Source organism: Agromyces sp. GQ35 (genome assembly GCF_059758475.1).
This window is the reverse complement of record NZ_JCAXEO010000001.1, coordinates 747,974-765,237: the sequence shown is the minus strand read 5'-3', so window position 1 is coordinate 765,237 and position 17,264 is coordinate 747,974. Positions and strand designations below refer to the sequence as shown.

Genomic DNA, 17,264 nt, shown 5'->3' with positions numbered 1-17,264 from the left:
AGGTCACGTGGTCTCGATACGGCGCTGCGCGCCTACTCGACCGACGGGCTGCGCCTGCTCGACCGACGGGCTGCGCCTGCTCGACCGACGGCACTTGACACGCGCGCTTCCACATGGTTGGTTAGTTACACAAGTAATGAACCAACCAAGGTTCGACCGGAACAGAAGGGCGGGCATGGACGACTCACGTCCGATCTTCATCCAGATCGCAGAACAGGTCGAGAACGACATCATCGACGGTGCGCTGCCCGAGGGCGGCCAGATCCCCTCGACGAACGAGTTCGCTGCCTTCCTGCGTGTCAACCCGGCCACCGCACTGAAAGGGGTGACCCGCCTTGTCGACGACGGCATCGTGGAGAAGCGAAGGGGAATCGGCATGTTCGTGACGATCGGCGCCCGCGAGCGGCTCGTCGAGCGTCGGCGGGCGAGCTTCTCCGACGAATACATCAGGCCACTCATCACCGAGGCCGAGAAGCTCGGCATCGGCATCGAAGAACTCGCGGGCCTCCTCCGCGCAGAAAGGATCGAATCATGACCCGCACCGTGGTCCGCGCGAACGGACTCACCAAGCGCTACGGCTCGTTCACGGCCGTCGACGCCGTCGAACTCAACCTCGAGGAGAACCGCATCTACGGACTCCTCGGGCGCAACGGCGCCGGCAAGACGACGATCATGCAGATGCTCACCGGGCAGCTGTTTCCGGATGCCGGCGAGCTCGACGTCTTCGGGCGCGAACCCGCCGAGCATGCCGACGTGCTGCGCCAGATGTGCTTCATCGCCGAATCGCAGCGCTACCCCGACAGCTTCAAGGCCTCGCACGTGTTCAAGGCGGCGCCATGGTTCTTCGAGAACTGGGATGCCGCGTTCGCCGAGCAGCTCGTCGCCGACTTCCGCCTGCCGCTGAACCGCTACATCAAGAAGCTCTCGCGCGGCCAGCTGTCGGCTGTCGGCGTCATCGTCGGCCTCGCGTCGCGTGCGCCGCTCACGTTCTTCGACGAGCCGTACCTCGGTCTCGATGCCGTGGCCCGGCACATCTTCTACGACCGCCTGCTCGCGGACTACGCCGAGAACCCCCGCACGATCGTGCTCTCGACCCACCTGATCGACGAGGTCGCGAACATCCTCGAGCACGTGATCCTCATCGACCAGGGCCGCATCCTGTTCGATCGCGACGCCGACGAACTGCGCGGGTCGGCGACGACCGTTGCGGGTCCGCGAGCCGCGGTCGAGTCGTTCGTGGCCGACCGGCCCGTCATCGGTCGCGAAGGCCTCGGCGGGCTGGCATCCGCCACCATCGACGGCCGCCTCGACCAGGGCGAGCGCATCAAGGCTGCCGAGCTCGGACTCGAACTCGCGCCCGTCTCGCTCCAGCAGCTCATCATCCACATGACCGGCACCGACCTGAGTGCCGACTCGACCGACCAGGAGGTCGCAGCATGAGCGCCGTCATCGATCAGCCGATCGTGCGCACCGAAGCCCGCTCGCGGGCCCACGAGATCTGGCGCGTCGTGCGCCTGCACGCCGTCACACCATCGGTCTTCTTCGGCGTCCCCTGGATGATCCTCGGCGGCGCCTGGGTGGTCACCATCGTCATCGCGCTCATCATCTCGAGCTCGGGCGGCACCGCCGAAGACCTCGACGGCATGCGATACAGCTGGGCGGCCCTGTCGCCGCAGTGGTACCTCGTCGCCGTCGGCGTGCAGGCCGTCGGCTTGACGCTCTCGTTCGCGCTCGGCTTCGGTGCGACCCGCCGCGACTTCTGGCTCGGCACCTCGCTCATGTTCGTGCTCGTCGCGCTCATGTTCGCCGTGTCGATCGCAACGCTCGTGCAGCTCGAGATCGCGACGAACGGGTGGGGCGTCGGAGCGCACATGTTCGACGCGCTCTGGTACGGGCAGACGAACTGGTTCGTCGACTTCTACACGACCTTCGCGCTGCAACTCATGGTGCTCTTCCTCGGAGCAGCAGTGACGACCGTGTTCATGCGGTGGCGCATGCGGGGCATGATGATCATGCTGTTCGGCTCGATCCTCGTGCTGCTCGCTCTGGTCGCCGGGTTGACGTGGAGCGACTCGTGGCCCGCCATCTTCGAGTGGTTCGCCGCCATCGGCCTCGTCGGCACATTCACCATCGTGCTCGCATTGGCCTCCGTGTGCGCGATCAGCGGATACCTCGTGATCCGGCGGGCGACACCCCGCTGAGTCAGAGAGACGGGTGCGTCTGTCGAGACCTGGGGGACGGGTTCCGACAGGCGCACCGCAAGCAGAGGGCGTCATCCGCGAGGATGACGCCCTCTGCGCGTGAATGCGACTTCCGCCCGACGCGCCGCCCCGGCCCGCTGGGCAGGCTCGAGGGTATGAGTTCCTTCGTGATCGAGGCATCCGGCCTCAGCAAGTCCTTCGGCCAGACGCAAGCCCTCGCGGGCGTCGACCTCCAGGTGCGCACCGGCGAGTCGCTCGCCATCATGGGCGCGTCGGGCTCGGGCAAGACGACGCTGCTGCACTGCCTGGCGGGCATCATCCGCCCAGACGCCGGCACCGTGGGCTTCCAGTCCGGAGCGGGGCGGGTCGACGTCACGTCGCTCAGCGAACGCGAGCGATCGCGACTGCGGCGCGAGGCGTACGGGTTCGTCTTCCAGCAGGGGCTCCTCATTCCCGAGCTGACCGCGGTCGAGAACGTCGCCCTCGCGCTCATGCTGAACGGCATGCCACGCGCCCGCGCCGAGGAGTACGGTCGCGGCTGGCTCGCTGCCCTCGGCCTCGCGGGCATGGAGGACCGCCGCATCGGCCAGCTCTCGGGGGGCCAGGCGCAACGCGTGGCGATCGCGCGGGCGCAGGTCACCGGGGCATCCGTCGTCTTCGCCGACGAGCCCACCGGTGCGCTCGACTCGGCCACCTCGGCCGAGGTCATGCGGGCACTGCTCGACTCGACCACCGGCCAGGGCCGCACGCTCGTGCTCGTCACGCACGACGCGGATGTCGCGGGCCGCTGCAGCCGCATCGTCGACATGCGCGACGGCCGCATCGTGGGCGAACGGGTGCCGGGGGTGTCGGCATGATCGCCCGGGTCGCCTGGCTGCTCGCTCGACCCGGAACCGCAGGCATCGCGGCGAGCGCGCTGCCCATCACCGCGTTCGCGATCGTGACGGCGCTGCTGCTCACGGTCCTCGGTGGCGCGCAGTCGTTCTGGACCTGGTCCGGCGAGGTCGGCGTCACGTACCAGGCGCTCGCCGTCGTCGCCCTCGTGCTGCTCGTGGTGCCGCTGGCCTCGCTCGGGGGAGCGGCCGCCCGGCTGTCGGCGCGCCGGCGGGACGACCGGCTCGCAACGTTGCGGTTGCTCGGCGCGATGCCGGCGACGGTCTCGGCGCTCGCCGTGATCGAGTCGGTCGTGCTCGCCGTCTCGGGCGCCCTGCTCGGCGTCGTGCTGTACTTCGTGCTCGTGCCGCTGCTCGCACTCATCCCGTTCCGCGGAGAGGCCCTCGGTATCGAGGGCGTGGTGCTCGCGCCGCTGATGATCATCGGCGTCGTGCTGGGAGTGGCGTTGCTCGCCGTCGTGAGCGCGGTGCTCGGCCTGCGCCAGGTGGTCATCTCACCGCTCGGCGTGCGTATGAAGCAGGATGCGCCGAAGCTGCACTGGCTGCGGATCGTGATCGGTGTCGCGGTCATCGCGATCGCCTTCCTCGTGATGAGCGTGCTGCAGGTGGCGGGCTCGGCGATGGTCATTCTCGCGATGCTCGGCGCGGCGTTCGGCGGCACGATCGCGGTGCTGAACCTGATCGGTCCATGGGTCATCCGTCTCGTCGCCCAGGGGCAGGCCAAGCGCGCCAAGGTGCCGGCCCGCCTGCTCGCGGCGCGTGCCGTGCTCGAGTCGCCCAAGGCGGCGTGGCGTCAGGTCTCGGGCGTCGCGATGACGAGCTTCATGGCCGTCTTCGCCGGCACCGGCATCGCCCTGCTCGGCTCCTTCGGCGAGGCCGCTGACGCCGAGTCGCAAGAGCTGTTCGCCGACATCCGCACCGGCATCCTGATCACGGTCATCGGCTCCTTCCTCATGGTCGCGTGCTCGGTCGGCGTCAACCAGGCCGCAGGCATCCTCGATCGCGGCGAGCTGTACCGCTCGCTCGGCATGCTCGGCATGCCGACGCCGACGATGGATGCCGCCCGCCGCCGCGCCGTCATGTCGCCGCTGCGCATCACGGCGATCGGATCGGCGGTGACCGCGGCGGTCGTGATGCTGCCGCTCACGGGCCTCACGATCATCGTCGCGCCGCTGTCGCTCGCGGTCATCGCTGGGGTGCTCGCCGCGGGAATCGGCGTCGTGTGGCTGGGCTTGTTCGCGACGAAGCCGATGCTGGAGCGCGCCGCCGCCGCGGTGTGAACGAGCGGGGTGAGCCCGTCGAAACCCCCTGCCGGGAAGCGGCCGGTTTCGGCGGGCTCACCCCGCGTCGGCGTTTCAGCGCAACGCTCGGCGCACTGCTCAGCGGCGCGTCATCGTCGAGTCGTAGCCGCCACCGCCCGGGTAGACCCAGGCCCCGTCGACGACCTGGTCGTCGGCGCTGAAGGTGCCCTGGAAGTACGCCGGGCTGCCCTTCGCACCGCCCCAGATCGTCAGCGTGTCGTCGACGAGCTCGTAGGCGTAATCGAGCGTGTTCCCGGCGGAGTCGTAGAAGCGCGACACGACGTCGGCTCCGACGGGCTCGCCGAACGGGTGCAGGTGGCCGATGACCTCGAGGCCGATGATCTGCTCGCCGAACTGGTCGAGCTCGACGTGCTGCAGCAGGAAGTGCCCGCCCGGCATCCACTCGTAGCGCACGATTCCCTCGGCGCCGCCGGTCACCGTCCACTCGCCGACGAGACGGTCGAGTGCGCGCACCTCGGGCGAGGGCTCGAGCCGCTCGCTCCCGGTGCCGGCAGTGGCGTCGATCTCGGTGGCCGTGGAGTCCAGGGTCTCGATGTGGTCGTTCATGATCGTTTCCTTTCCTTCGGCGCGTGTCGGTCAGCGCCGTTCATGGGTACATCGGAGCCGAGGCGACCGTCTTGACATCCGCTGGCGATGTCAAGGTCGGCCGGTTCGCTCCGAGGTAGCGGTACACACCGTTTCGAACGTCCTCGGGAGGACACCATGAACACTCGCTCCACCCGCCGCCTCGCGCTGGCTGCGGCGCTCGCCGGACCCTTCTTCTACGCTTCCGCTCTCGTGCAGATGCTCACGCGGCCCGGATTCGATCTGCGGGCGCATCCGCTGAGCCAGCTCTCCACCGGCGCGCTCGGCTGGATCCAGATCGCGACCTTCGTCCTCACCGGACTCGGCGTGCTCGCGCTCGCGGTCGTGCATCGGCGGGTGGTGGCGCAGGGACTCGGCCGGCGCGCTGCACCGCTCTTCATCGGCATCTTCGGGGCGGGCCTCATCGCTGCTGGTTGCTTCGTCATGGATCCGCAGTTCGGCTTCCCGCTCGGCGCACCAGCGGGTGCCGTGCCGATGTCGTGGCACTCGATCGTTCACTCCGCCGCTGCCGCCGTCGCGTTCACCGCCCTCGCCGTCGCGTGCATCGTGCTGCTCGTACGGGACATCCGTCGCCGGGCGCTCTGGCCGGCCATCGGCAACGGTGTCACCGCGCTCGTGCTGCTCGTTCCGGTCTCCCCGGAGAGCGCGAGCGTGCAGGTTGCGCTGACCGGCCTCGTCGCCTTCACCTGGACGACGATCGTTGCGCTGCGACTCCGCCGGGCCGCCTGAAAGCCCGGCTCCATCCATCGAACCCGAATAGCGTGGCCACGACCGCGCCGTCTGGAAGGACACCCCATGAAGTTCCTCGTGCTCAGCTACACCCCGGCCGCCGCATGGGATGCCGCGACGGCGGACACCCCGTCGGACGAGGCGCTGGCGGCATTCGCCGCCTACCAGGAGTTCGAGGCGGAGCTTCGCGCGACCGGCGAGTTCGTGACGAGCGAGGGCCTCGGCCACCCGGCGGTGACCACGACGGTTCGGAAGACCGAGTCGGGCGTCATCGCCACCGACGGGCCGTTCGCCGAGCTGAAGGAGGTACTCGCGAGCTTCGCCGTGCTCGAGGTCGCGAGCCTCGATCGCGCGCGCGACATCGTCTCCCGAATGGTCGCGGTGCTCGGCGAGCCCATGGAGATCCGCCCGATCATGGGCGACGACTTCGCCTGATGCCGGTCGCCCGCGAGACGACCGTCGAGCACCTGCTGCGCTCCGAGGCGCCGCAGGTGCTCGGCGCGATCGTGCGCCGCTTCGGTCGCTTCGACGTGGCCGAGGACGCGGTGCAGGAAGCGCTCATCGCGGCCAGCCGCCAGTGGCCCGGCGACGGCATTCCGGCCGAACCCCGCAGCTGGCTCATCAGGGTCGCCTACCGCAAGATGATCGACCTGCTGCGTTCCGAGCAGGCGGCGCATCGCCGAGAGCACGCGGCCGCGGCATCCGACCCGTCGCTCTTCGACCCGACCGCACCCGGACCGGCCGTCGCCGACCACGACGACAGCCTGCACCTGCTCGTGCTCTGCTGTCACCCCGCGCTCAGCAGCGCCTCGCAGATCGCGCTGACGCTGCGCGCCGTCGGCGGGCTCACGACCGCGGAGATCGCTCATGCGTACGGCGTCAGCGAACCGACCATGGCGGTGCGGATCAGCCGGGCGAAGCAGCAGCTGAAGAAGGCGGGCGCTCGCTTCGCGTTGCCGCTCGAGGGCGATCTGCGGCCGCGCATCGAGGCGGTCATGCGGGTGCTCTACCTGGTCTTCAACGAGGGGTACACCGCGACCTCCGGTGACGCGCTGAGCCGCCGCGATCTCACGGAGGAGGCGATCCGGCTCTCCCGGATGCTGCAGCGCATGCTGCCGGAGGATCCCGAGCCCAAGGGCCTGACCGCCCTGATGCTGCTCACCGAGGCCAGGCGCGGGGCCCGAACGGATGCCTCGGGGGAGCTCGTGCCCATGGCCGAGCAGGATCGCGGCCGATGGGATTCCGCGCTCATCGCGGAGGGCAGTGCCCTCATCGAGGAGGCGTGGCGACGGCGCAGCGTGGGCACTTACCAGTTGCAGGCCGCGATTGCGGCCGTGCACGCCGAGGCGGCGACCGCGGACCAGACCGACTGGCCGCAGATCGCGGCGCTCTACCTCGGCCTCGAGCAGCTCGAGCCGACCGCACCCGTGCGGCTCAGCCGGGTGGTCGCCGTCGCCCACGCGTACGGTGCGCAGCGCGGGCTCGCCCTGCTCGACGAGCTCGACCGGCAGCACGAGCTCGTCTCCGACGCGCTCGTCAGCGCGCGGGCGCGGGCGGTGCGCGCCCACCTGCTCGGACTCACCGGGAACCATGGCCTCGCGGGGGAGGAGTTCCGGGCGGCTGCCGGGATGACCGAGAACCTCATCGAGCAGCGCTACCTGCACGACCGCGCCGTGCGGATGGAAGTACGCTCGAAGCATGACTGACGGGCCTTTCGACGAACGGGATGCCGCGATGAGCGAGTTGCTCGGCATCCGATCGAGCATCGACAACATCGACGCGGCCCTCATCCACCTGCTCGCCGAACGGTTCAAGTTCACGCAGCAGGTCGGGCGGCTGAAGGCCACTCACGGCCTGCCGCCGAGCGATCCCGACCGTGAGCGGCGCCAGATCGCGCGCCTCCGCGACCTCGCGATCGATGCGCACCTCGACCCGGCGTTCGCCGAGAAGTGGTTCAACTTCGTCGTCGCCGAGGTCATCCAGCACCACGAGGAGCTCGCGAACGGCGCGAACAGCGCGAACGGTGCGGCCGGCACCGCCCGCGAGCTGTGAACTGGTACCCCATCGCGCTTCCTCCGCAGGCGGGTAGGCGCTACCTCGTGACCGGGGCGAACGCCGGACTCGGATTCTTCACCGCGGCCAGGCTCGCCGGCGCCGGCGCGCACGTCGTGCTGGCCGGGCGCAGCCCCGAACGACTCGAGGCGGCGATGGCCGCCATCCGCGGCGCCCGCCCCGAGGCATCCGTCGAGCCACTCGTCATCGATCTCGCCTCGCTCGACTCGGTACGCGCCGGCACCGCGCGACTGCTGCACCGACCGCCGTTCGACGGTGTCGTCACGAACGCGGGCATGGTGCACACGCCGGGCGCGCGCCTCGAGTCGCCCGATGGCAACGAACTCGTGCTCGCGACGAACGTGCTCGGCCACTTCGCGCTGCTCGCCCGGCTCGTGCGGCACCTCGCGCCGGGCGCCCGCATCGTCGGCCTCGGCTCACTCGCGACGAAGCTCTCGTCGTTCCGCGTCGACGACCTGCAGCTCACGCGCGGCTACGACTTCTGGCGGGCGTATGCGCAGTCGAAGATCGCGACGCACGTGCTCGCCTTCGAACTCGACCGTCGGCTGAGGGCAGCGACGGCATCCGCTCGAACGGCATCGGCGATGAGCGTCCTCGCCCACCCTGGCTATTCGATCAGCGGCCGCACCCCACGGGTCCCCGGGGTCAACGAACCGACCGCCGGAGCACGCTTCGCCGACGCGCTGCAGACACCGTGGGCGCAGGGCAAGCATCGCGGCGCCGAGGTGACGCTGCACGCGCTGACCGCGCCCGGTGTCGAGGGTGGACAGTTCTGGGGTCCGCGGTTCTCGACGAAGGGCGCGCCGTCCCTGCAGACGCCGACCCGAGTGTCGAAGGATGCCGCGATCGGCGCTCGATTCTGGACCTTCGCCGAAGACGCCACCGGCGAGACCTTCACCGTCGGCGCATGACCGGGTCGGGCGAACGGGGGCGACCCGGCTTCTTCGGACGGCCGAAGGTCAGGCGTGTGCTCTCGCGCACCGTGGTGGTCATCGGCATCGTGCTGGCCGCGTTCGGCGTCGTCTCGGGTCGCTACGGATTCCTCTTCGCCGGCATCATCGCGGTGGGCATCGGCGCAGCTCTCGGACCGGGCCGCATCCGACGCTGAGCAGCGCAGCCGACGTTCGGGCACGAGGGATTCACCTTCCCGTAACCACGCCGCCGCCCCCCGTTGGCGACCGCTGCCTACCGTGGGCCAACAGGACTGAACGCAGCATGCGCAGCCACCCTGCAGAGAGGTGCATCATGACCGCGAAGACCCCCGTCCGCATCTCCGACGACGAGCTCGCCGAGCTCGACGAGCTCGCCGAGCTCTCCCGGCCCGGTGAGGCCGATCCCCGCGAGCTCGACGTCGATGCGCTCGACGAGGAGCTCGACGATCTTGACGACGACCTCGAGGAGTCCGAAGACCCCGACGAGGGCGACATCGAGCTCATCGTGCTCGACCTGGCCGGCACGACCGTCGCCGATGGCGGTGTCGTCGAGCGGGCGTTCGCACTCGCCGTCGAACGCAGCGGCATCGCGACGGGCGACGCCCTCGATGCAGCGGTGGAGTACGTGCGCGACACGATGGGGCAGTCGACGACCGAGGTCTTCCGCGTGCTCGCCCGCGGCGATGAAGCGGCCGCGCAGCGCGGCAGTGCCGCATTCGAGGCCGCGTTCGCCGAGCTCGTCGCGAACGAGGGCATCGCCGAGATCGCCGGCGCGGCCGACGTCATCAGGGAGCTGCGCGGTGCCGGGGCATTCGTCGCCCTCACCACCGGCTTCGCGCCCACGACTCGCGACGCGATCCTCGATGCCCTCGACTGGCGCCGGCTCGTCGATGTCGCGCTGTCCCCGTCTGATGCGGGACGCGGCCACCCGCACCCAGACTTGGCGCTCACCGCACTGCTGCGCACGGGAACCAGCGCGGTCGACGCGATGGTCGTCGTCGGCGACACCGTGAGCGACATCGAATCCGGCGTCAACGCCGGCGCCGGTTTCGTCGTCGGCGTGCTGAGCGGTGCGCACGATCGTGACGCGCTCATCGGCGCCGGCGCCGACGCCGTGATCGACAGCGTCACCGAGCTGCCTGCGCTGCTCGGCCTTCGCGGCGAGTAGGGCGGATCGATGCACACCGTTGTGCGGGTCGGCGAGCTCGACGTCATCGTGAAGCCCTCTCCCGTGGCCATGGTCTGGAATGAGCCCGGCCGCCCGCACGATGCGCTCGCGGCGCCCGGGGTGCGCCTCGCGGCGGGTGAGGCGCTCGTCGAGGTCGAACTCGCGACGATCTGCGGCTCCGACGTGCACACGGTGCGCGGCGATCGTGTCGCCGCTGCGCCGCTCGTGCTCGGCCATGAGCAGGTGGGCCGGGTCATCGCGGTGGGCGAGGGCGCCGTCCGTGCCGACGGCTCGCCGCTCGAGCTCGGCGACCGGGTCGTCTGGTCGGTGTCCGTCAGCTGCGGCACCTGCGATCGCTGCCGCAGGGGAGTCACTCAGAAGTGCCGCTCGCTCGCGAAATACGGCCACGAGCGCGTGCACCGAGGCTGGGAGCTCTCGGGCGGGTTCGCCACCCACGTGCAGCTGCGCGCCGGCACGGCGACCGTGCGGGTGAGCGAAGCGCTGCCCGCATCGGTCGCGGCCCCGGCATCGTGCGCCACCGCGACCGCGGTGGCGGCGCTCGATGCCGCGACCGCGCGGGTCGACCTCGACGACGCGCTCGTGCTCGTCACCGGCGGTGGCATGATCGGCCTGACGGTCGCGGCGATCGCGATCGAGTCGGGCTCCGAGGTCATCGTCTCCGATCCGGATGCCGCACGGCGGGCGTTCGCCCGTCGGCTCGGCGCCGTGACGGCCGACCCCGGCGCGCGCGGCACCTCGGCGGACCGGCTCGATGCCGTGCTCGCCCGCTTCGAAACACGCGGTCTGCCGGAGGTGCTCGTGGCGGTCGAGGCATCCGGATCCCCCGCGGGTGTGCGCACCGTGCTCGACACCGTCGGAGTCGGCGGAGTCGCGGTGCTCGTCGGCAGCGTCTCGTCCGGCCCCGAAGTCGGCATCGATCCCGAGACCATCGTGCGCCGGCTCGTCACGATCACGGGCGTGCACAACTACGCGGCGCCGCAGCTCGTGCGCGCGGTCGAGTTCCTCGAGCGGTCGTGGCGTGAGCTGCCGCTCGACGAGCTCGTCGGCGCGACGCATCCGCTCACCGAACTCGACCTCGCGCTCGAAGAGGCCGCGACCGGATTGCACGTTCGGGTCGGGGTGGCGCCCGGGCGCCGCCCGATGTGAGGTGATCGTTGCGAGATGCGACGACGAGCACCGGGATTCTGGGCCAGTCCGAAGCCTGGCGACGTAGGCTGATTCGATCATGCGCGTGATCAGCTACAACCTTCGCAAGCACCGGGCGAGTGGCGAGCTCGTGGGCATCGTCGACCGGTATTCGCCCGACATCCTCTGCCTGCAGGAGTGCGACACGCAAGACCTGCCGCAGCACATCGGCTCGCTCGAGCTCGCGGATTCCACCCAGCGCAATCGCCTCGGGCTCGCCCTCTACTACCGTGCCGACCGCTTCACCGCGCGGCGCGTGCAGGCGTTCGTGCTCAAGAAGTCGCTGCACGACCGGCTGCTGCGACCGGCTCACGAGCGCCTCATCGGCGTGCGCCTCTTCGATCTCGAGGTGCAACGGGAGCTGATCGTGGCGTCGTTCCACGCCGCCCCGCTGACCGCGCTGAATTCACTGCGCCGCCACCAGATCAAGACGGCGCTCGGCGAGTTGCAGTTTCTCGGGCCGGGCCTGCCGACGCTCATGGTGGGCGACTACAACTACCCGATCTTCAAGGAGAACCTCGGCGAGAAGGTGCGCGACTCGGGCTACGACCTGACGCTCAGCGACAAGCGCACGTACACGCGGTACAAGTTCTTCCGTGGTCACTTCGACCTCGCCACATCGGTCGGGTTCGACATCGCCGGCATCGAGACGCTCGCGCGCGGGTCATCCGATCACATGCCGATCCTCGTGAATGCGGACTACAGCCTGCCGGGCGACGCGGGTGAGGCGCAGGCGGATGCCGCGGATGCCGCGAATGCCGCAGACATCGCGGACACGCAATGATCAGCCGCGAGCTCGCGCTCGCGCTGCGTGAGGCGGGACTCGCCTGGCATCCCGAATCGGGCGACCGATTCCAGCTCGACCTGCCCGACGCCGTCGAGCACGAGGTCGAGGCCGACATCTTCACCGTCAGCGAGATGACGATCGAGGCGCACCGCTACCCGACGGGAACCATTCTCGGGTTCAACGGCACGACCGAGTGGGCGCTCGATTCCGTCTCGATCGGCGACGCCGTGTGGTTGCCCCGTGAAGACCAGCTCCGCGAGCTGCTGCGGGCGACGTTCCGTGCGCTGCGCCGGCTCGACGACGCGTTCGAGGTCGAGATCGAGCTGGCCGATGGGCGGCGGCGCTTCGAGCACCCGGATGTCTCAGAGGCCTACGGTCTCGCCCTGCTTGAACTCGTCGGACGGTCGCGGTGACGGATGCCCCGGGCGCCGAGCCGCGCGACCGGAGCGCGGCGATCGGGTCGGCGGTTGCCGGGCTCGTCTCCGACGCAGCCGCCGAGCTCCGGCGGAACGCGGCCCGTGACGAGACCCTCGCCGAGTACGTGCCAGAGCGGCGCACGCTCGGCATCCCGCGTGCGGCGCGCATGACTCCGCTCGGCCGGGTGTGGCGGCTCGGGGTACTGCTGATCGATGCCGACGATCAGCCCGCCGCCGGCGCCGGCCGACTGCGGGCCACCGGGCGAGTGGTGCGCGCCGAGCGCCCCGCCCGGCGGAGCACGCCGGCTGCCGCGATCGCCGAGCAGCGCGCCTTTCGCGCCGCCGCGGTGAAGGGCGGCATCGCCGAGGGCGAGACCGTGAACTTCGACACGTCGCCGATCGACCCGGCCGAGCTCGCCCGCACCGGAGCATCCGGCCCGCTCGTCGTCGTCGGCGACGAGGTGTTCGTGCGCTGGAGCCCCGCGCAGCCCGATGCGCTCACGCCCCTCGCCCGCTATCTCGGCGATCGGGTGCAGCTGCTCGCGGACCCGCCGTCGGGCGCTTGAGCGAATCGCGGATGCCTCGGCCTGTCTCCGCCGCCGGCAGGCGGCAGGCTGCGCCGAGCGATCCCATTTGCTAGGGTCGACGATCGTGTGTTGTAACTCCACGGCAATGATCATTCGGCCCCGCACCGCCTGAGGCGGAGCGACCGAACCTTCACGCGTCCCTCCGCCTCGGCCATGACCCTGGCCGCGGTGCTGCTTCGGCGCGCCCGGCTGACGATACTCGCCAGCGGAGTTCTCATTGCGTACGCACAACCCTTCTTCCCTTCCCTTCTCGTCTTCTGATTCCCGTTCCGGTCGATCCGCCCGTTCCCACCGGGCGTCGGCGCCGGCCTCGGCGTTCGCCCCGCCGTCGTTCGGTGGCCGCCACGAACTCGGCCAGAACTTCCTCGTCGATCGCAGCGTCGTCGGCCGATTGGTCGCGCTGACGGCCGCCGCTCGCGGCCCGATCGTCGAGCTCGGCGCCGGTAGCGGTGCGATCACGCGTGAGCTCGCGGGGCTCGGCCGGCCGCTGATCGCGCTCGAGATCGACCGGCGCCGGGCCGACTCGCTCCGTCGTGAGTTCGAGGGTCATTCGCACGTGACGATCGTGGAGGCCGACGCACTTGCATGGCGGTATCCCTCCACGCCGCACGCCATCATCGGCAATGTGCCGTTCCACCTGACGACGGCGATCATGCGCTCGCTCCTCGCTCGGGGTGGCTGGACCGAGGCGATCCTCCTCACCCAGTGGGAGGTCGCGCGGCGTCGCTGCGGGGTCGGCGGCTCGAGCCTGCTCACGGCCCAGTGGGACCCGTGGTTCACGTTCCGGCTGCATGAGCGCGTTCCGGCGCGGGCGTTCAAGCCGGCACCGTCGGTCGACGGCGGTGTCTTCACGATCGAGCGGCGGCGGGAACCGCTCGTGCCGACGGCCGACCGTGCCGCGTATCAGGCGTTCGTCGCCGAGGTGTACCGCGGTCGCGGCAATGGGCTGGCCCAGATACTGGCCCGCACGTCACGGCCACTGCCCACCGAGCGCAGCCGGCGGTTGCTGCGCTCACTCGAGCTGCCCGCTCACGTCTTGCCGAGCCGGCTCGACGGGCGGCACTGGGCGGCGGTGTGGGCGGAGGTGCGCGAGGCCCCCGGCCGCCTACGCCGGAACGCTAGCGGAGGTCGCGGGTGAGGCGGCGTCAATCGGGCGACGCTCGGCGGCGACGGCCTGCGTCGGCGTCGTCGCCCGCGCCCCGCTCCGAGCCGTGCGACTCCTGTTCCTGCACGGACTCGATGATCGAATCCTGCAGGCCGCGCTGGCCGGTGTGCAGTTCCTGGTACTTCTCGCCGGCGCTCATGATCGGGCCGAGTGAGTGCCGCAAGCGCGATCGGACGCCGCGTGGAGCCCGGATCCACCGCACGACGATGCCGATCACGATGGCGAGCGCGAACAGCGCGACCGGCACCCAGATGAGCGCGGCCTGCCACGGTTCGGCGGGCATGGTCAGAACCCGTAGGGCGTGATCGGTGCGAGCCGCTCGTCGCGCAGCGCTTCGAGCACGGCGAGCTCGTGCGGCACGACCGGGTCGGGCAGGCCGTCGAGCGGGAACCACGCGAGCTCGACCGCCTTGTTCTCCATGAGTCGGGGTTCGCCCCGCCATTCGGTGGCGCCGAAGAACACGTCGATGCGTTCGTCGATCGCGTGGCGCACGCCATCCACCTCGCCGCCGGTGCGATGCATGACCGTGAGCACGGTGAGTGCGCCCTCGTCGAGCTCGATGCCGAGCTCCTCGCCGGCCTCGCGCACGGCGGCGCCGAGGAGCGTCTCGCCCGCCTCGACATGCCCGGCTGCTCCGCACGCCCAGTACTCGTCGTAATACCCCGTGCCGCGGCGCAACTGCAGCAGCACCTCGTCGTTGCGACGCAGCACCAGGTACGCGGCGGGAATCACCGCGAAACGGCCGTGCGATGCGGCGTAGCTCTCGGTGAACTGCTGCTGCTCGGTCACAGGGTCTCGATGCGCTTCTTGGTCTCGATACGCTTCGCTACTCGACCCAAGACTCGACCGGCTGTGTGCTCAGTAGCCGACGATGGGGCCGAACGCGTCGGCGAGCGGCGCACGGTTGACCCCCCGCAGCTCGTCGATCGAGACAGTGAAGAGGCCCTGCACTTCGAGCGCACCGGATGTCGCATCCGTCACGCCGATACGACGCACCGGGTAGTCGCGGCCCTCGCAGAGTCCGCGGAACTTCACGTCGTCTTCGCGCGGCACCGTGACGATGACCCGGCCGGTCGACTCGGAGAAGAGCGCCGTCGCGAGGTCGATGCCGGCGTCGCCGGCGACCTCGTCGAGCACCACTCGGGCGCCGAGGCCGAAGCGGCCGACGGCTTCGGCGAGTGCGATCGCGAGGCCGCCGTCGGAGAGGTCGTGTGCCGAGTCGATGAGTCCCTCGATCGCGGCGGCGTTGAGCAGCTCGGCGAGACGCTTCTCTCCGGCGAGGTCGACGGCCGGGGGGCGACCGCCGAGGTGGCCGTGCACGACGCCCGCCCACGCGGAGCCGTCGAGCTCGAGCGCCGTGTCGCCGAGGAGGTAGATGTTGTGGCCGTCGTCCTGCCATCCCGACGGGATGCGGCGGGCGACGTCGTCGATCACGCCGAGGACGGCGATCACCGGCGTCGGGTGGATCGGCACGTCGCCGGTCTGGTTGTAGAAGCTGACGTTGCCGCCCGTGACGGGGATACCGAGCTCGAGGCATCCGTCGCTGAGGCCCTCGACGGTCTCGGAGAACTGCCACATGACCTCGGGGTTCTCGGGGGAGCCGAAGTTCAGGCAGTCGGACACGGCGGCCGGCACGGCGCCTGAGACGGCGACGTTGCGGTACGCCTCGGCGAGAGCGAGCTTCGCGCCCTGACGCGGGTCGAGCTGCGAGTAGCGGCCGTTGGCGTCGGTTGCGATCGAGACGCCGAGGCCGGACTCCTCGTCGACGCGCACCATGCCCGCGTCGTCGGGGTAGCTGAGCGCCGTGTTGCCGAGCACGTACTTGTCGTACTGGTTCGTGACCCACGCGGCATCCGCCTGGTTCGCGGAACCGATGAGCTGCAGGAACTGCGCGCGAATCTCATCGGGGGTCGCGGGCCGGTCGAGCTTCGCGGCCGTGTCTGCCTGCAGTGCGTCGATCCACGTGGGGTAGGCGACGGGGCGCTCGTACACGGGGCCGTCGACGGCGACGGTGCGCGGGTCGACGTTCACGATCTCCTGACCGTGCCACATGATCGAGAGGCGGCCCGTGTCGGTGACCTCGCCGAGCACGCTCGTCTCGACGTCCCATTTCTTCACGACCTCGAGGAAGCCCTCGAGCTTCTCGGGCCGCACGATCGCCATCATGCGCTCTTGGCTCTCGCTCATCAGGATCTCTTCGGGCGTGAGCGTGGGGTCGCGCAGCAGCACGTCGTCGAGCACGATCGCCATGCCGCCGTCGCCGTTGCTCGCGAGCTCGGAGGTCGCGCACGAGATGCCGGCGGCGCCGAGGTCTTGGATGCCCTCGACGAGGTCGCCCGCGAAGAGCTCGAGGCAGCACTCGATGAGCACCTTCTCGGCGAACGGGTCGCCGACCTGCACCGCGGGGCGCTTGGTGGGGCCGCCCTCGGCGAAGGTGTCGGACGCGAGGATCGACGCACCGCCGATGCCGTCGCCGCCCGTGCGTGCACCGAAGAGCACGACCTTGTTGCCGGCGCCCTTGGCGTTGGCGAGGTGCAGGTCTTCGTGGCGCATGACGCCGACCGCGAGGGCGTTCACGAGCGGGTTCGCCTGGTAGACCGAGTCGAACCAGGTCTCGCCGCCGATGTTCGGCAGGCCGAGGCAGTTGCCGTAGAAACTGATGCCGCTCACGACGCCGTGCACGACGCGGGCGGTATCGGGGTGGTTGATGTCACCGAACCGCAGCGCGTCCATGACGGCGACCGGGCGAGCGCCCATCGAGATGATGTCGCGCACGATGCCGCCGACGCCGGTGGCCGCGCCCTGGAACGGCTCGATGTAGCTCGGGTGGTTGTGCGACTCGATCTTGAAGGTGACCGCCCAGCCCTCGCCGACGTCGATGACGCCCGCGTTCTCGCCCATGCCCACCATGAGGTTCTTCTTCATCTCGGGCGTGACCTTCTTGCCGAACTGGCGAAGGTAGATCTTGCTCGACTTGTAGGAGCAGTGCTCGCTCCACATGACCGAGTACATCGCGAGCTCGGCGCTCGTGGGGCGGCGGCCGAGGATGTTGCGGATGCGCTCGTACTCGTCGGGCTTCAGGCCCAGCGCGGCGTACGGCTGCTCCTTCTCGGGAGTCACGGCAGCGACCTCGACGGTGTCGAGTACCGCCGTCGGAGCGGGGGCAGCGGTGTTGGCGGGGGCTTCTGTGGTCACGAGTG

General features: G+C 70.2%; 20 protein-coding genes and 1 pseudogene. 17 read left to right on the top strand and 4 right to left on the bottom strand.

Translation table 11 applies throughout. From position 1 onward, the window contains the following. The first annotated feature begins 175 nt into the window (after window positions 1–175). The 5 genes from AC6CH0_RS03560 (at window position 176) to AC6CH0_RS03540 (ending at window position 4,374) form a co-directional block, all read left to right on the top strand. Window positions 176–535, top strand: coding sequence for a GntR family transcriptional regulator (locus AC6CH0_RS03560; RefSeq protein ID WP_498098314.1), 360 nt, complete (start codon window positions 176–178; stop codon window positions 533–535). Next, window positions 532–1,440 (top strand): ABC transporter ATP-binding protein, encoded by a 909-nt coding sequence (locus AC6CH0_RS03555; protein ID WP_498098313.1) that lies wholly within the window; start codon window positions 532–534, stop codon window positions 1,438–1,440. The genes AC6CH0_RS03560 and AC6CH0_RS03555 overlap by 4 nt, the downstream gene beginning before the upstream one ends. Next, window positions 1,437–2,201 carry a hypothetical protein gene (locus AC6CH0_RS03550; protein ID WP_498098312.1) on the top strand — a complete coding sequence of 255 codons (765 nt, stop codon included), beginning with the start codon at window positions 1,437–1,439 and terminating at the stop codon, window positions 2,199–2,201. The genes AC6CH0_RS03555 and AC6CH0_RS03550 overlap by 4 nt, the downstream gene beginning before the upstream one ends. A gap of 155 nt (window positions 2,202–2,356) precedes the next feature. Next, window positions 2,357–3,058: an ABC transporter ATP-binding protein gene (locus AC6CH0_RS03545; RefSeq protein ID WP_498098311.1), complete on the top strand. Its 702-nt coding sequence runs from the start codon at window positions 2,357–2,359 to the stop codon at window positions 3,056–3,058. Beyond that, entirely contained in the window at window positions 3,055–4,374 is a 1,320-nt protein-coding gene (locus AC6CH0_RS03540; RefSeq protein ID WP_498098310.1) for an FtsX-like permease family protein, read from the top strand. Before AC6CH0_RS03545 ends, AC6CH0_RS03540 begins: the two co-directional genes overlap by 4 nt. A 99-nt stretch (window positions 4,375–4,473) precedes the next feature. Here the strand turns inward: AC6CH0_RS03540 and AC6CH0_RS03535 are convergent, their stop codons facing one another. Then, the gene (locus AC6CH0_RS03535) at window positions 4,474–4,962 is read right to left on the bottom strand and encodes a hypothetical protein (RefSeq protein WP_498098309.1); all 489 of its coding nucleotides are present in this window, start codon (window positions 4,960–4,962) and stop codon (window positions 4,474–4,476) included. 156 nt (window positions 4,963–5,118) lie between these two features. Between AC6CH0_RS03535 and AC6CH0_RS03530 the strand changes: the two genes are divergently transcribed. The 12 genes and pseudogenes from AC6CH0_RS03530 to erm form a co-directional block, all read left to right on the top strand. Further along, window positions 5,119–5,730 (top strand): DUF998 domain-containing protein, encoded by a 612-nt coding sequence (locus AC6CH0_RS03530; RefSeq protein WP_498098308.1) that lies wholly within the window; start codon window positions 5,119–5,121, stop codon window positions 5,728–5,730. Between the two features lie 66 nt (window positions 5,731–5,796). Continuing rightward, entirely contained in the window at window positions 5,797–6,165 is a 369-nt protein-coding gene (locus AC6CH0_RS03525; protein ID WP_498098307.1) for a YciI family protein, read from the top strand. Then, entirely contained in the window at window positions 6,165–7,436 is a 1,272-nt protein-coding gene (locus AC6CH0_RS03520; RefSeq protein WP_498098306.1) for an RNA polymerase sigma factor, read from the top strand. Before AC6CH0_RS03525 ends, AC6CH0_RS03520 begins: the two co-directional genes overlap by 1 nt. Next, entirely contained in the window at window positions 7,429–7,782 is a 354-nt protein-coding gene (locus tag AC6CH0_RS03515) for a chorismate mutase (RefSeq protein ID WP_498098305.1), read from the top strand. The genes AC6CH0_RS03520 and AC6CH0_RS03515 overlap by 8 nt, the downstream gene beginning before the upstream one ends. Window positions 7,783–7,829: 47 nt before the next feature. Continuing rightward, on the top strand, window positions 7,830–8,714 hold the full coding sequence (locus AC6CH0_RS03510) for an SDR family NAD(P)-dependent oxidoreductase (protein ID WP_498098304.1): 885 nt from the start codon (window positions 7,830–7,832) through the stop codon (window positions 8,712–8,714). Then, window positions 8,711–8,911: a hypothetical protein gene (locus AC6CH0_RS03505; protein WP_498098303.1), complete on the top strand. Its 201-nt coding sequence runs from the start codon at window positions 8,711–8,713 to the stop codon at window positions 8,909–8,911. The genes AC6CH0_RS03510 and AC6CH0_RS03505 overlap by 4 nt, the downstream gene beginning before the upstream one ends. A 137-nt stretch (window positions 8,912–9,048) precedes the next feature. Continuing rightward, the gene (locus tag AC6CH0_RS03500; protein WP_498098302.1) at window positions 9,049–9,903 is read left to right on the top strand and encodes an HAD family hydrolase; all 855 of its coding nucleotides are present in this window, start codon (window positions 9,049–9,051) and stop codon (window positions 9,901–9,903) included. A gap of 9 nt (window positions 9,904–9,912) precedes the next feature. Further along, on the top strand, window positions 9,913–11,070 hold the full coding sequence (locus tag AC6CH0_RS03495; RefSeq protein WP_498098301.1) for an alcohol dehydrogenase catalytic domain-containing protein: 1,158 nt from the start codon (window positions 9,913–9,915) through the stop codon (window positions 11,068–11,070). A gap of 79 nt (window positions 11,071–11,149) precedes the next feature. After that, window positions 11,150–11,893, top strand: a complete 744-nt coding sequence (locus tag AC6CH0_RS03490; protein ID WP_498098300.1) for an endonuclease/exonuclease/phosphatase family protein — start codon at window positions 11,150–11,152, stop codon at window positions 11,891–11,893. Further along, window positions 11,890–12,309: a pilus assembly protein CpaE gene (locus tag AC6CH0_RS03485; protein ID WP_498098299.1), complete on the top strand. Its 420-nt coding sequence runs from the start codon at window positions 11,890–11,892 to the stop codon at window positions 12,307–12,309. The genes AC6CH0_RS03490 and AC6CH0_RS03485 overlap by 4 nt, the downstream gene beginning before the upstream one ends. Next, a complete protein-coding gene (locus tag AC6CH0_RS03480; RefSeq protein WP_498098298.1) occupies window positions 12,306–12,878 on the top strand; it encodes a hypothetical protein in 573 nt (190 codons plus the stop codon). The genes AC6CH0_RS03485 and AC6CH0_RS03480 overlap by 4 nt, the downstream gene beginning before the upstream one ends. 358 nt (window positions 12,879–13,236) lie before the next feature. Continuing rightward, window positions 13,237–14,037: pseudogene (gene erm, locus AC6CH0_RS03475) on the top strand (23S ribosomal RNA methyltransferase Erm); the annotation flags it as partial. Window positions 14,038–14,044: 7 nt separating this feature from the next. On the opposite strand, the gene AC6CH0_RS03470 reads toward erm, so the two are convergent. The 3 genes from AC6CH0_RS03470 to purL form a co-directional block, all read right to left on the bottom strand. Beyond that, window positions 14,045–14,347 carry a hypothetical protein gene (locus AC6CH0_RS03470; RefSeq protein ID WP_498098297.1) on the bottom strand — a complete coding sequence of 101 codons (303 nt, stop codon included), beginning with the start codon at window positions 14,345–14,347 and terminating at the stop codon, window positions 14,045–14,047. Window positions 14,348–14,349: 2 nt separating this feature from the next. Continuing rightward, window positions 14,350–14,853, bottom strand: a complete 504-nt coding sequence (locus AC6CH0_RS03465; protein WP_498098296.1) for an NUDIX hydrolase — start codon at window positions 14,851–14,853, stop codon at window positions 14,350–14,352. A 69-nt stretch (window positions 14,854–14,922) separates the two neighbouring features. Beyond that, the gene (gene purL, locus AC6CH0_RS03460; protein WP_498098295.1) at window positions 14,923–17,259 is read right to left on the bottom strand and encodes a phosphoribosylformylglycinamidine synthase subunit PurL; all 2,337 of its coding nucleotides are present in this window, start codon (window positions 17,257–17,259) and stop codon (window positions 14,923–14,925) included. Between the last annotated feature and the right edge of the window lie 5 nt (window positions 17,260–17,264).

What these genes read in the sequence shown, in the direction of transcription:
- AC6CH0_RS03525 (WP_498098307.1), top strand. Translation starts at nt 5,797, where the DNA reads ATGAAGTTCCTCGTGCTCAGCTACACCCCGGCCGCCGCATGGGATGCC.
- AC6CH0_RS03540 (WP_498098310.1), top strand. Translation starts at nt 3,055, where the DNA reads ATGATCGCCCGGGTCGCCTGGCTGCTCGCTCGACCCGGAACCGCAGGC.
- AC6CH0_RS03470 (WP_498098297.1), bottom strand. Translation starts at nt 14,347, where the DNA reads ATGCCCGCCGAACCGTGGCAGGCCGCGCTCATCTGGGTGCCGGTCGCG.
- AC6CH0_RS03535 (WP_498098309.1), bottom strand. Translation starts at nt 4,962, where the DNA reads ATGAACGACCACATCGAGACCCTGGACTCCACGGCCACCGAGATCGAC.
- AC6CH0_RS03530 (WP_498098308.1), top strand. Translation starts at nt 5,119, where the DNA reads ATGAACACTCGCTCCACCCGCCGCCTCGCGCTGGCTGCGGCGCTCGCC.
- AC6CH0_RS03515 (WP_498098305.1), top strand. Translation starts at nt 7,429, where the DNA reads ATGACTGACGGGCCTTTCGACGAACGGGATGCCGCGATGAGCGAGTTG.
- AC6CH0_RS03545 (WP_498098311.1), top strand. Translation starts at nt 2,357, where the DNA reads ATGAGTTCCTTCGTGATCGAGGCATCCGGCCTCAGCAAGTCCTTCGGC.
- AC6CH0_RS03555 (WP_498098313.1), top strand. Translation starts at nt 532, where the DNA reads ATGACCCGCACCGTGGTCCGCGCGAACGGACTCACCAAGCGCTACGGC.
- AC6CH0_RS03520 (WP_498098306.1), top strand. Translation starts at nt 6,165, where the DNA reads ATGCCGGTCGCCCGCGAGACGACCGTCGAGCACCTGCTGCGCTCCGAG.
- AC6CH0_RS03560 (WP_498098314.1), top strand. Translation starts at nt 176, where the DNA reads ATGGACGACTCACGTCCGATCTTCATCCAGATCGCAGAACAGGTCGAG.
- AC6CH0_RS03505 (WP_498098303.1), top strand. Translation starts at nt 8,711, where the DNA reads ATGACCGGGTCGGGCGAACGGGGGCGACCCGGCTTCTTCGGACGGCCG.
- AC6CH0_RS03485 (WP_498098299.1), top strand. Translation starts at nt 11,890, where the DNA reads ATGATCAGCCGCGAGCTCGCGCTCGCGCTGCGTGAGGCGGGACTCGCC.
- AC6CH0_RS03500 (WP_498098302.1), top strand. Translation starts at nt 9,049, where the DNA reads ATGACCGCGAAGACCCCCGTCCGCATCTCCGACGACGAGCTCGCCGAG.
- AC6CH0_RS03495 (WP_498098301.1), top strand. Translation starts at nt 9,913, where the DNA reads ATGCACACCGTTGTGCGGGTCGGCGAGCTCGACGTCATCGTGAAGCCC.
- AC6CH0_RS03490 (WP_498098300.1), top strand. Translation starts at nt 11,150, where the DNA reads ATGCGCGTGATCAGCTACAACCTTCGCAAGCACCGGGCGAGTGGCGAG.
- AC6CH0_RS03550 (WP_498098312.1), top strand. Translation starts at nt 1,437, where the DNA reads ATGAGCGCCGTCATCGATCAGCCGATCGTGCGCACCGAAGCCCGCTCG.